This is a genomic window from Pseudomonas sp. AS2.8 (genome assembly GCF_014190935.1).
Lineage (GTDB): Bacteria > Pseudomonadota > Gammaproteobacteria > Pseudomonadales > Pseudomonadaceae > Chryseomonas.
On record NZ_JACHVV010000001.1, the window covers coordinates 971,239 to 983,252 of the forward strand.

General features: G+C 67.0%; 11 protein-coding genes, 2 tRNA genes and 1 pseudogene. 11 read left to right on the forward strand and 3 right to left on the reverse strand.

Annotation, left to right across the window (positions count from 1 at the left end):
- The first annotated feature begins 34 nt into the window (after nucleotides 1–34).
- The 11 genes from truA (at nucleotide 35) to FHR73_RS04460 (ending at nucleotide 9,071) form a co-directional block, all read left to right on the forward strand.
- Nucleotides 35–898, forward strand: coding sequence for a tRNA pseudouridine(38-40) synthase TruA (truA, locus tag FHR73_RS04410; protein ID WP_183630189.1), 864 nt, complete (start codon nucleotides 35–37; stop codon nucleotides 896–898).
- 54 nt (nucleotides 899–952) lie between these two features.
- The gene (locus FHR73_RS04415) at nucleotides 953–1,582 is read left to right on the forward strand and encodes a phosphoribosylanthranilate isomerase (protein WP_183629740.1); all 630 of its coding nucleotides are present in this window, start codon (nucleotides 953–955) and stop codon (nucleotides 1,580–1,582) included.
- Between the two features lie 211 nt (nucleotides 1,583–1,793).
- A complete protein-coding gene (accD, locus tag FHR73_RS04420; protein WP_183629741.1) occupies nucleotides 1,794–2,663 on the forward strand; it encodes an acetyl-CoA carboxylase, carboxyltransferase subunit beta in 870 nt (289 codons plus the stop codon).
- Nucleotides 2,663–3,955 carry a bifunctional tetrahydrofolate synthase/dihydrofolate synthase gene (gene folC / locus FHR73_RS04425; protein WP_183629742.1) on the forward strand — a complete coding sequence of 431 codons (1,293 nt, stop codon included), beginning with the start codon at nucleotides 2,663–2,665 and terminating at the stop codon, nucleotides 3,953–3,955. Before accD ends, folC begins: the two co-directional genes overlap by 1 nt.
- A gap of 3 nt (nucleotides 3,956–3,958) precedes the next feature.
- On the forward strand, nucleotides 3,959–4,624 hold the full coding sequence (locus FHR73_RS04430) for an SPOR domain-containing protein (RefSeq protein ID WP_183629743.1): 666 nt from the start codon (nucleotides 3,959–3,961) through the stop codon (nucleotides 4,622–4,624).
- Between the two features lie 54 nt (nucleotides 4,625–4,678).
- The gene (locus tag FHR73_RS04435) at nucleotides 4,679–5,224 is read left to right on the forward strand and encodes a CvpA family protein (RefSeq protein WP_183629744.1); all 546 of its coding nucleotides are present in this window, start codon (nucleotides 4,679–4,681) and stop codon (nucleotides 5,222–5,224) included.
- An 82-nt stretch (nucleotides 5,225–5,306) separates the two neighbouring features.
- Nucleotides 5,307–6,815: an amidophosphoribosyltransferase gene (purF, locus tag FHR73_RS04440; protein ID WP_183629745.1), complete on the forward strand. Its 1,509-nt coding sequence runs from the start codon at nucleotides 5,307–5,309 to the stop codon at nucleotides 6,813–6,815.
- 10 nt (nucleotides 6,816–6,825) lie between these two features.
- Nucleotides 6,826–8,037 (forward strand): O-succinylhomoserine sulfhydrylase, encoded by a 1,212-nt coding sequence (locus tag FHR73_RS04445; protein ID WP_183629746.1) that lies wholly within the window; start codon nucleotides 6,826–6,828, stop codon nucleotides 8,035–8,037.
- A complete protein-coding gene (locus FHR73_RS04450) occupies nucleotides 8,034–8,801 on the forward strand; it encodes an SDR family oxidoreductase (RefSeq protein ID WP_183629747.1) in 768 nt (255 codons plus the stop codon). The genes FHR73_RS04445 and FHR73_RS04450 overlap by 4 nt, the downstream gene beginning before the upstream one ends.
- 79 nt (nucleotides 8,802–8,880) lie before the next feature.
- Nucleotides 8,881–8,956 (forward strand) — tRNA-Val (locus tag FHR73_RS04455).
- 38 nt (nucleotides 8,957–8,994) lie between these two features.
- Nucleotides 8,995–9,071, forward strand: a tRNA-Asp gene (locus tag FHR73_RS04460).
- Between the two features lie 152 nt (nucleotides 9,072–9,223).
- Here the strand turns inward: FHR73_RS04460 and FHR73_RS22685 are convergent.
- From FHR73_RS22685 to kdgR, 3 genes and pseudogenes are all read right to left on the reverse strand, one after another.
- The gene (locus FHR73_RS22685; RefSeq protein WP_409258662.1) at nucleotides 9,224–10,087 is read right to left on the reverse strand and encodes a methyl-accepting chemotaxis protein; all 864 of its coding nucleotides are present in this window, start codon (nucleotides 10,085–10,087) and stop codon (nucleotides 9,224–9,226) included.
- Nucleotides 10,079–10,882: pseudogene (locus FHR73_RS22690) on the reverse strand (MCP four helix bundle domain-containing protein); the annotation flags it as partial. The pseudogene FHR73_RS22690 and the gene FHR73_RS22685, both read right to left, overlap by 9 nt.
- A 165-nt stretch (nucleotides 10,883–11,047) precedes the next feature.
- A complete protein-coding gene (gene kdgR / locus FHR73_RS04470) occupies nucleotides 11,048–11,830 on the reverse strand; it encodes a DNA-binding transcriptional regulator KdgR (protein WP_183629749.1) in 783 nt (260 codons plus the stop codon).
- Nucleotides 11,831–12,014 lie beyond the last annotated feature (184 nt).

The window sequence follows — 12,014 nt, forward strand, 5'->3', positions numbered from 1 at the left end:
GGGAGGCGCTATAAGCTGCCTCCCCTTTTTTTGCCTGGCCGTCGTCTTGGATTTTCTAGACCCCACGATCATCGTCCCGCCGCAGCGCATTGCCCTGGGCGTCGAATACAAGGGCGCCCGCTATCGCGGCTGGCAGCGCCAGCAGCCGGGTGTGCGCTCCGTGCAGGAAACCCTGGAAGACGCCCTGTCCGAGGTTGCCGCGGCGCCCATCGCGCTGCATTGCGCCGGGCGTACCGATTGCGGGGTGCACGCCACCGGCCAGGTGGTGCATTTCGAGTCGCCCGTCGCACGGCCGCTCAAGGCCTGGGTGATGGGCACCAATGCCAATCTGCCGGCAGATATCAGCGTGACCTGGGTCAAGCCGGTCAGCAACGAATTCCATGCCCGCTTCAGCGCCATGGCCCGGCGGTACCGCTATGTGATCTACAACGATCCCATCCGTCCCGCGCACCTGGCCGAGGAGGTCACCTGGAATCACCGTCCGCTGCGCATCGAGCCGATGCGCGAGGCGGCCCAGGTGCTGCTCGGCACCCACGATTTCACCTCCTTCCGGGCCAAGGCCTGCCAGGCGAAGTCGGCGATCAAGACCATCCACCATCTGCGGCTCTGGCAGAGCGGCCGGCTGATCGTCCTCGACATCCGCGCCAATGCCTTCCTGCACCACATGGTGCGCAACATCGCCGGGGTGCTGATGGCGGTGGGCTGCGGCGAGCGGCCGGTGGAGTGGGTGAGCGAGGTCCTGGCCGCGCGTGAGCGACGGCTGGGAGGCGTCACCGCCCATCCCTATGGTCTCTACCTGGTGGACGCCGAGTATCCCGAGAGCACGCCCGTGCCGAAGCGGCCGCTGGGTCCGCTGTTCCTGGGGCATATCCCCGAGCTGGATGACCCCCAAGGCTGACGCTGCGTGGGTGGTCTGCTAACATCCATCGATTTGGAACGAGGTCATTCCGGTTTGGCTAACGTTCGAGTGAAGATCTGCGGGATCACCCGGGTCGAGGATGCACTGGCCGCGGCGGCTGCCGGCGCCGATGCCATCGGCCTGGTGTTCTATGCGCGCAGCCCGCGGGCGGTCAGCGCTGCCCAGGCCCGCCAGATCGTGGCGGCCCTGCCACCCTTCGTGACCAGTGTCGGGTTGTTCGTCGATGCCTCGCCCTGCGAGATCGAGGAGACGCTCGACGCCGTGCCCCTGGATCTTCTGCAATTCCATGGCGACGAGTCGCCGGCGCAGTGCGCCCGCTATCGCCGCCCCTACATCAAGGCCCTGCGCATGCGCGAGGACATCGACCTCGCCGCCATCGCGCGGGACTATGCCGGCGCCCGCGGGCTGCTGCTCGACACCTATGTCGCCGGCGTGCCCGGGGGGACCGGTCAGGCTTTCGACTGGACGCGAGTACCCCAGGACCTGTCGCTGCCGCTGATCGTGGCAGGTGGGCTCGAGGCGGATAACGTGGCCACGGCCATCGCCGCGTCCCGGCCCTATGGGGTGGACGTGAGTGGCGGCGTAGAGCAGGCAAAGGGCATCAAGGATGCCGCCGAGATCGCCCGTTTCGTGGCGGCCGTGCGGGGTGCGCCGGTCGCCTGATGTGACCCTCGTCGGGTGGTTGCCGTCCACACCTGCGACATATTCAAGCAGACCCGCCCCGTGTGGGTCTGTCGTCCGGCTCCCGGGGAGCCGGGATGAGACAAGCGGGTAGCGGCCCGGGAAACAGCGGGCGCTGCCGAACCTATTACAAATGCTCAAGGAAGGCGTGGCCCAGGCCACGCTGGGAGCCCATGCAAGTGGAGAGAGATGCATGAGCAATTGGCTGGTCGACAAACTGATTCCTTCCATCATGCGGTCCGAGGTGAAGCGCAGTTCGGTGCCGGAAGGTCTTTGGCACAAGTGTCCGGCCTGCGAAGCGGTCCTCTACCGTCCGGAGCTGGAAAAGAACCTGGACGTGTGCCTGAAGTGCGGTCACCACATGCGCATCAACGCGCGGCGGCGCCTGGACATCTTCCTCGACGCCGAGGGTCGTGAAGAGCTGGGTACCGAGCTGGAGCCGGTGGATCGCCTGAAATTCCGCGACAGCAAGAAGTACAAGGACCGTTTCACCGCGGCGCAAAAGGAAACCGGCGAAAAAGACGCGCTGATTTCCATGCGCGGCACCCTCAAGGGCATGCCGGTGGCGGTCTGCGCCTTCGAATTCTCCTTCATGGGCGGTTCCATGGGCGCCGTGGTCGGCGAGCGTTTCGTACGGGCGGCCAACGTGGCCCTGGAAGAGCGCTGCCCGCTGGTCTGCTTCTCCGCCTCGGGCGGTGCGCGGATGCAGGAAGCCCTGATTTCCCTGATGCAGATGGCCAAGACCTCTGCGGTGCTGGCGCGTCTGCGCGAAGAGGGCATTCCCTTCATCTCGGTGCTGACCGATCCGGTCTATGGTGGCGTTTCCGCCAGTCTGGCGATGCTGGGCGACGTCATCGTCGCCGAGCCCAAGGCGCTGATCGGCTTCGCCGGTCCGCGCGTGATCGAGCAGACCGTGCGCGAAAAGCTGCCGGAAGGCTTCCAGCGCAGCGAGTTCCTGCTGGATCACGGCGCCGTCGACCTCATCGTCTCGCGCAAGGAATTGCGTGATCGCCTGGCGCGCCTGCTGGCGACCTTCCAGCACCAGCCGGTCCCGGCGGCCTGATGGCTTCGCGCAGCCTCGCGCAATGGCTGGCCTATCTCGAGCAGCTGCATCCGTCGGCGATCGACATGGGTCTGGACCGGGTGCGCGAGGTCGCGCAACGGCTGGGCCTGACCCGGCCGGCGCAGCGGGTGGTGACCGTGACCGGCACCAACGGCAAGGGCTCCACCTGCGCCTTTCTCGCCAGCCTGCTGCGCGCCAGCGGGCAGCGGGTCGGCGTCTATGCCTCGCCGCATCTGGTGCGCTACAACGAGCGCGTCGACGTGGACGGCACCCTCGCCAGCGATAGCGATCTCTGCACCGCCTTCGCGGCGGTGGAAGCCGCCCGCGGCGAGATCAGCCTGACCTATTTCGAAGTGGGTACCCTGGCCGCCTTCTGGCTGTTCGAGCGTGCCCGGCTGGATGTCGCGGTCCTCGAGGTCGGTCTGGGCGGACGCCTGGATGCGGTCAACCTGATCGACGCCGATCTGGCGCTGGTCACCAGCATCGGCCTGGATCACGCCGAATGGCTGGGCGACACCCGCGAAAGCGTCGCCGTGGAAAAGGCCGGGATCTTCCGGGCCGGCAAGCCGGCCCTCTGTGGCGATCTGCAGCCACCCGCGCCGCTGGTCGAAGCCGCGGAGCGCCTGGGCGCGCCCTTGCTGCTGCGCGGCGAAGCCTTCGATCTGCGCATCGAGAGTGCCGGCTGGTTCTGGCGTGGGCGCGATGCTCAGGGCAACGACCTGGCGCTGCCCGGCCTGCCGCTGCTGGACCTGCCCATGGAAAATGCCGCCCTGGCCTTGCAGGCCTACGCCTTGCTCGAACAACCCTGGCTGCCGCAGCAGATCGCGGCGGCGCTCCAGGCGACGCGCATGGCCGGACGGCTGGATCGCCGCCAGGTCGAGCGGGCCGGGCAGACGCGCACCGTCCTGCTCGACGTGGCCCATAATTCCCATGCCGCCGAATACCTGGCCCGTCGCCTGGCGATGAAGCCGGTCGCCGGCGTACGGCGGGCGGTGTTCGGCGTCCTGGCGGATAAGGACCTGGACGGCATCCTGGCGCCCCTGGAAGGCCTGTTCGCCAGCTGGGCGGTGGCGAGTCTGCCGACCCCGCGCAGTCGTGACGGTGCCGAGGTGGCCGCTCTCATGGCCGCGCGCGGTGCCCGGGCCGAGGCCCATGCCTCGCTGCTGGCCGCCTTCGAGGCGCAACTGGCCGCCAGTGCGGCTGACGACGAGGTGGTGGTGTTCGGCTCCTTCTACAGCGTCGCCGAGGTCCTTGCGCAGCTGTCTTCCCTATCCGAATCCGCGGAGGCATAACCCATGCTCAAGCAAAGAGTCATCGGAGCGCTGGTGCTGCTGGCGCTGATCATCATCTTCGTGCCCATGCTCTTCAATCGCCAGGACGACGCCCGCAAGGTGGCCGTCGAGGCGCCGGCCCAGCCGGCCGCACCCACCGTGCCCGCGACCGAGGTGCAGCCGGTGCAGACGCCTGAGGCGCCGCCCGTGGTGGTGGTGCCGGACGAGCCGGCCAAGCCGCTCGGCAAGCCGCAGACCCCCATTGCCGGTACCGCCGGCCAGGCACCGACGCAGAATGCACCGGTGACCACCGCGCCTGCCCAGCCGCAACCGGCTGCGCCGGTCGCCAAGGCGCCCGCTGCCCCTGCGCCCGTTGCCAGCGCGCCAGCGGCACCTGCACCTACCCCAGCACCCGCGGCCAAGCCGGATTCGCGCCTGGGCGCGGCCAATCTGCCCAACAGCTGGTCGGTCCAGCTCGCCAGCCTGTCGTCCCGGCCCAGCGCCGACGCCCTGCAGGCCAAGCTGCGCAGCCAGGGCTACAACGCCTATGTCCGCACCGCCGACGGCATGAACCGCGTCTTCGTCGGGCCGGTGATAGAGCGCAGCGAGGCGGATCGCCTGCGCGACCAGCTCAACAAGCAGAATGGCGTCAAGGGCTTCGTCGTACGCTTTCAGCCGGAGCGCGGTTAACCCGGTCACAAGGCTCTGCTAGAATGCAGGGCCTTTTTGTAAGTGGACCTTGCCGTGGGCTTCACCTGGGTGGACTGGGCGATCGTCGCCGTTGTCATCGTTTCCAGCCTGATCAGTCTCAGGCGCGGCTTCGTCAAGGAAGCGTTGTCACTGGCTACCTGGATCGTTGCCGGTGGCGTGGCCTGGGTCTTCGGCGGGGCGCTGTCCAGCTATCTGGTGGACTATATTCAGGTACCCTCCGGACGGGTCATCGCCGCCTGTGTCATTCTCTTCGTGCTGACACTGCTCGTCGGCGCCCTGGTGAGCTTCTTGCTTGGCGAATTGATCCGCGTCACCGGATTGTCGGGCACCGATCGCTTTCTCGGCATGGCCTTTGGCGCTGCTCGCGGTGCCTTGCTGATCACCGTGGCGGTGGGGCTGCTGAGCCTCGGGCCGGTCCAGCAGGACGGCTGGTGGCAGCAGTCGGTGCTGGTTCCACATTTTCTCCTGGTGGCCGATTGGTCGAAGAATCTGCTGCTGGGCTTTGCCGGCCAATGGCTGGGCGCGACGCCCATGCCCAGTCTGCAACTGTTGCCACAGCTGGGGCCCAAGGCTCCTTGAACGGTTTTCCAGGCCTCGCACTGCCGGGGTCATCCTGCGATGGTTCGCCGTCGCATCACTTGAAACAGTGGGGTCGCGTCGCATGTGTGGCATCGTAGGTATCGTGGGCAAGACGAACGTCAACCAGTCGTTGTACGACGCGCTCACCGTCCTTCAACATCGCGGTCAGGATGCCGCCGGTATCGTCACCAGCCTGGACGGTAAACTCTTCCTGCGCAAAGACAACGGCCTGGTCCGCGACGTCTTCCAGCAGCGCCACATGCAGCATCTGGTCGGCCGCATGGGCATTGGCCATGTGCGCTACCCCACGGCCGGCAGCTCCAGCTCCGCCGAGGCGCAGCCGTTCTATGTCAACTCGCCCTATGGCATCACCCTCGCGCACAACGGCAACCTGACCAACGTCGAGCAGCTGTCCCGCGAGATCTACGAGTCGGACCTGCGGCACGTCAACACCAATTCCGATTCCGAGGTGCTGCTCAACGTCTTCGCCCACGAGCTGGCGGTGCGCAACAAGCTGCAGCCGACCGAGGACGACGTCTTCGCCGCGGTCTCCGAAGTCCATGAGCGCTGCCGTGGCGGCTATGCCGTGGTGGCCATGGTGACGGGTTACGGCATCGTCGGCTTCCGCGATCCCAACGCCATCCGTCCCATCGTCTTCGGCCAGCGTCACACCGAATACGGCGTGGAATACATGATCGCTTCCGAGAGCGTCGCCCTCGACGTGCTCGGCTTCACCCTGATCCGTGACCTGGAGCCCGGCGAAGCGGTATACATCACCGAAGACGGCCGGCTCTACACCCGCCAGTGCGCGCAGAATCCGCAATACGCGCCCTGCATCTTCGAGCACGTCTACCTGGCCCGTCCGGACTCCATCATTGACGGTATCTCGGTCTACAAGGCGCGCCTGCGCATGGGCGAGAAGCTCGCCGAGAAGATCCAGCGCGAGCGTCCCGAGCACGACATCGACGTGGTCATCCCGATTCCGGACACCAGCCGCACCGCGGCCCTGGAGCTGGCCAACCACCTGGGCGTCAAGTTCCGCGAGGGCTTCGTCAAGAATCGCTACATCGGCCGGACCTTCATCATGCCCGGCCAGGCCGCGCGCAAGAAGTCGGTGCGCCAGAAGCTCAACGCCATCGAACTGGAGTTCCGCGGCAAGAACGTGATGCTGGTGGACGATTCCATCGTCCGTGGCACCACCTGCAAGCAGATCATCCAGATGGCCCGCGAAGCCGGCGCCAAGAAGGTCTATTTCTGCTCGGCGGCCCCGGCGGTGCGTTTCCCCAACGTCTACGGCATCGACATGCCCAGCGTGCACGAGCTGATCGCCCACGGTCGCACCACCGAGGAAGTCGGCGAGCTGATCGGCGCCGACTGGCTGATCTACCAGGATCTGCAGGACCTGCAGGAAGCCGTGCGTACCCGCAAGGCGCCCAAGGTCGAGCAGTTCGACTGCGCGGTGTTCGATGGCGAGTACATCACCGGCGACGTCGATGCCGCCTATCTGAATCGGATCGAGCAGGCGCGCAACGACGCGGCCAAGGTCAAGCACAAGGCGGTCAGCGCCATCATCGATCTCTACAACGACTAAGGAGCTGCACATGAGCCAAGACTGGGATGCCGGACGCCTGGACAGTGATCTCGAGGGCGCGGCCTTCGAGACCTTGGCGGTGCGGGCAGGGCAGCAGCGCTCGCCGGAAGGCGAGCATGGCGAAGCCCTGTTCCTGACCAGCAGCTACGTGTTCCGGACCGCCGCGGATGCCGCGGCGCGCTTCGCCGGTGAGGTGCCGGGCAACGTCTATTCGCGCTACACCAACCCCACGGTCCGTACCTTCGAGACCCGCATCGCGGCCCTCGAAGGCGCGGAGCAGGCGGTGGCCACCGCTTCGGGCATGTCGGCCATCCTGGCGATGGTCATGAGCCTGTGCAGCGCCGGCGACCATGTGCTGGTCTCGCGCAGCGTGTTCGGCTCGACCATCAGCCTGTTCGAGAAGTACTTCAAGCGCTTCGGCATCGAGGTGGACTATCCGCCGCTGGCCGATCTGGACGCCTGGCAGGCGGCCTGCAAGCCCAACACCCGGCTGTTCTTCGTCGAGTCGCCGTCCAACCCCCTGGCCGAGCTGGTGGACATCGCCGCCCTGGCCGAGATCGCCCATGCCCAGGGCGCGCTGCTGGCGGTAGACAACTGCTTCTGCACCCCGGCGCTGCAGAAGCCGCTGGCGTTGGGTGCCGACATCGTCATCCATTCGGCGACCAAGTACATCGACGGTCAGGGCCGTGGCATGGGCGGCGTGGTCGCCGGTCGTGCCGAGCAGATGAAAGAGGTGGTGGGTTTCCTGCGCACCGCCGGTCCGACCCTGAGCCCTTTCAACGCCTGGCTGTTCCTCAAGGGCCTGGAGACACTGAAGATCCGCATGCAGGCGCACAGCCAGACCGCGCTGGAGCTGGCGCGCTGGCTGGAAGGCCAGCCCGGCGTCGAGCGGGTCCACTACGCCGGCCTGGAAAGCCATCCGCAGCATGAGCTGGCGTGCCGCCAGCAGAGCGCCTTCGGTGCCGTGGTGAGCTTCGAGGTCGCCGGTGGGCGTGACGCCGCCTGGCGCTTCATCGATGCCACCCGAATGATCTCCATCACCACCAACCTGGGCGACACCAAGACCACTATCGCCCACCCGGCGACGACCTCGCACGGGCGGCTGTCGCCGGCCGAGCGCGCCAATGCCGGGATCCGCGACAGCCTGATCCGCATCGCCGTGGGTCTCGAAGACCTGGGCGATCTGCGCCAGGACCTGGCCCGCGGACTGGCGGCCCTATGAGTCTGACGTTCGCACCGGTGGAACTGCGCGTCGCCCTGGTCACCGGCGCGGCGCGTGGGATCGGCCTGGGCATCGCCGCCTGGCTGGTGGCCGAGGGCTGGCGGGTAGTGGTGGCCGATATCGAGCAGGAGCGCGGCGCCAAGGTGGCCGCCGCACTCGGCGAGCGCGCCTGGTTCGTGGCCCTGGACGTGGCTGACGAGGGTCAGGTGGAGTCCGCCGTCGCCCAGGTGATCGGCCAGTTCGGTCGGCTGGATGCCCTGGTCAACAATGCCGGTCTCGCCACCGCCCAGGGCCAGCCGCTGGAAAGCCTGGCACTGGCCGAGTGGCGCAAGGTGCTGGGGGTGAATCTGGACGGTCCCATGCTGATGGCCAAGCATTGCGCACCCTATCTGCGCGAGCAGCAGGGCGCCATCGTCAACATCGCCTCGACCCGTGCCCAGCAGTCCGAGCCCCACAGCGAGGCCTATGCCGCGAGCAAGGGCGGATTGCTGGCCCTGACCCATGCCCTGGCCGTCAGCCTGGGTCCGGAGGTTCGGGTGAATGCACTCTCTCCGGGCTGGATCGATGCGCGCGATGCCCATGTCCGCGCGGCCGAGCCGCTGTCCGCCGCCGACCACGAGCAGCATCCGGTCGGGCGGGTAGGGACGGTGGAAGACGTCGCCGCCTGCGTGGCCTGGCTGCTGAGCGGCAACGCCGGTTTCATCAGTGGCGAGGCCATCACCCTGGACGGCGGCATGACCCGCAAGATGATCTACCTGGAATAGCGCCCGTAGAAAATAAAATTGGAAAAATCCTTGACGGATCAAGGGGCTACGAGGAGAATGCGCGTCACCCGAAGGGGATGGCTGATTAGCTCAGCTGGGAGAGCACCTGCATCACACGCAGGGGGTCGGCGGTTCGATCCCGTCATCAGCCACCAAACTCTTCGGGAAGTGTTCCGCAAGGTTCACGCAATGCGCGGCGGTAGTTCAGTCGGTTAGAATACCGGCCTGTCACGCCGGGGGTCGCGGGTTCGAGTCCCGTCCGCCGCGCCATATGAGTTGTTCCGGGTCCTCTGAACTGCCCGAACGACGCAAGAGAAGCTGCCCCAGGGCAGCTTTTTTTGTGCCTGGAGAAAAGGCCTGTCGATCGTTCGCGTGCCGGCGCCGCGCTGGCGGCCTGCTCCAGGATCGACCGACGGCCCCGTTCAGATCACGAATTCGGCCACCACCTGGCGGAGACCGGCCGCCAGGCGCGACACCTCGTTGCTGGCGCTGGAGGTCTGGCTGGCGCCCGCGGCGGTCTGGTCGGAGAGGTCCTTGATGCTGATCAGGCCACGGTCGATGTCCTTGGCCACCAGGGCCTGTTCTTCGGCAGCCGTGGCGATCAGCGCCGTGCGCTCGTCGATGCCGCCCATGGCGCCGGCGATGGCTCGCAGGGCACCATTGGCTTCCCGCGCAACGGACAGCGATAGCTCGGCGGTCTGACTGCTCTGCTGCATGGCCTTCACCGCGTCCGTCGAATCGTGCTGGATGGTGCCGATCATGGCTTCGATCTCTCGCGTCGACTGCTGGGTGCGGTGGGCCAGTGCCCGGACTTCATCCGCGACCACGGCGAAGCCGCGGCCCTGATCACCGGCGCGCGCCGCCTCGATGGCGGCATTGAGCGCCAGCAGATTGGTCTGCTCGGCGATGGCGCGGATGACGTCGACGACATTGCTGATTTCCTGGGCGCGACCCGACAGCGTCTGGATCTGGCCGCTGCTCTGATCGACCTGGCTGGCCAGTCGTTCGATGGCGGTCAGGGTCGCGGCGACATGCTCCAGGCCGGCCTGGGTGAGGGCGCTGCCCCGTTGCGAGGCGCCGGCGCTTTCCTCCGCATGGCGCGCCACCTCGTCCACCGCGGCGCTCATTTCCGTTACCGCCGTGGCCACCTGGCCGATCTCGTCGTTTTGCCTGAGCAGGCCGCGATTGCCGTCGTCGATCACCGCGGTCATCTCCTCGGCGGCGGCGGCCAGCTGACTGGAGCTGTCTGCCAGATGGGCCACGGTGGCACGCAGGTTGGCCTGCATGCCGGCCAGGGCGGTCAGCAGGCCGGCGGCCTCGTCGCTGCCCACCACCTGGATGTCTTCGGCGAGATCCTTGTTGGCGATCCGCTGGGCGATGCGCAGGGCTTCGCCGATGGGCACGGTGATGCTGCGCGTCAGCAGGAAGGCGAGGGCGACGGTGGCCACCAGGGTGGCGAGGATCAGGCCGGAGACCCAGGCCAGGCCGTGGTCGTAGATCCGGCCCGCCTCGATGCCCGACGCGACCGCACCGCGGTCATTCAGCGCGGCCAGGCTTTCGATCTGCGCCTGCACCTGGTCGGCCGCCGTGCGCATGCCGCCGTCGGCCAGGGCCACGGCGCCCGGCAGGTCACCGCTGCGGTAGCGGGTCTCGAAGGTGTCGAGCAGGCCCAGGTAACTGGCGGCCCCGTCCTGCACGGCCTGGTAGAGCTGCTGTTCCGCGTCGCTGGACACCAGCGGTGCATAGTCCTTTATCACCGTGGCGAAGCGGCGGCGCAGCTCGACCAGCGTCGTGGCCGTTGCCGGCTGCAGCGCCGGATCCTGGGTGCCGAGGCTCCTCAGGCTTTCCAGACGCAGCTGGAGCAGCGCCGCGGTCATCTGCCCGGCCTGGCGGACGCTGGGCATCCAGTCCGTTTCCACCTCGATTTCCGACTGCCTGAGTTGCCGCATCTGGATCAGGGCGATGGCCCCGAGCGCGATGACGATTGCTACGATAATTGAGAAGGCCAAGGCCGACCGGCGACCCACCTTGAGTGTGCGCATCATCATGACAGTCACCATGAAGGAGGCCCGACGGGACATCGGGCTGGATTTGTGATGTGCATCACACGCTATAGGGGGTGGCTTAGCGGTGGCTTAAGGCTGAGCCACCCATCGGACCATTGGTCTGACTATGGCGGTGCGCCCTGAACAGGGGCGGCCGCAGCGAGACAGCCGTCGCTTCAGGCGCGGCGATCCCGGGCGGCGCTAGCTGGCCGGGGCACCCATCTGCGCCGAGATGCGCGCCGTGGTGGCGAGCATCTGCTCGACGTACTCGGCCTTGAGGTCTTCGCGGAAGCGGAAGCAGGGAAAGGACACGCTCAGGCCGGCGATGACCTGGCCGAATCGGTCGCGGATCGGCGCCGCCAGGCATCTCATGTTGGCCTCGAATTCCTCGTGGTCTTCGGCGAAACCCAGCTCACGAACCCGCGCCAGTTCCGCGAGGTAGGCGGCCAGGCTGTCGAGGGTGTTGGGCGTGCGGCGGACGAAGGTCTCCTGGGCGAGGATCTGCCGGACCTCGGCTTCAGCTCGCCAGGCCATCAGCACCTTGCCGATCCCGGTGCAGTACAGCGGCGCCCGGCGCCCGATGCGCGAATACATGCGCAGGGTGTAGCGCGAGTCGAGCTTGTGCACATAGACGATGGCGCCCTCGTCGAAGATGCCGAGGTGGACGGTCTCGCCGGTGAGGTCGTTGAGCAGGCGCATGCCCGGTTCGGCTTCGCGGACCAGCTCCAGCTGGGGCAGGGCGCGAGCGCCCAGTTCGAACAGCTTGACGCTCAGGCGGTAGCGGTCCTCGGCGTCCTGGACCACGTAGCCCAGCGCCTTGAGCGTCTGCAGGAAGCGGTGGACGGTGCTCTTCGACAGGTCCAGCTGCTGCGCCAGCTCCGAGACACCGCAGTCGTCCTCGCGCTCGCCGAGGGCTTCGAGCACCGCCAGGGTACGCCCGACGGCGCTGACCATGTCATTGCCGAGATTCTGATTCTTTTCCATGGAGCCGCCGGTCGCCTGATTGCCGGAACACTGTTCCATTCTGATTGACGGATGCAGGAAAGGCCAGCAACACTGTCCTTCAGCGAATGGAACAACGTTCCAAAGCATTTCGCGCGTAAGGGTCTCTATTCCACCGCTGACGGTCGTCAGGGGTGCGAACAAAAACAACAACGGAACCTGCGAC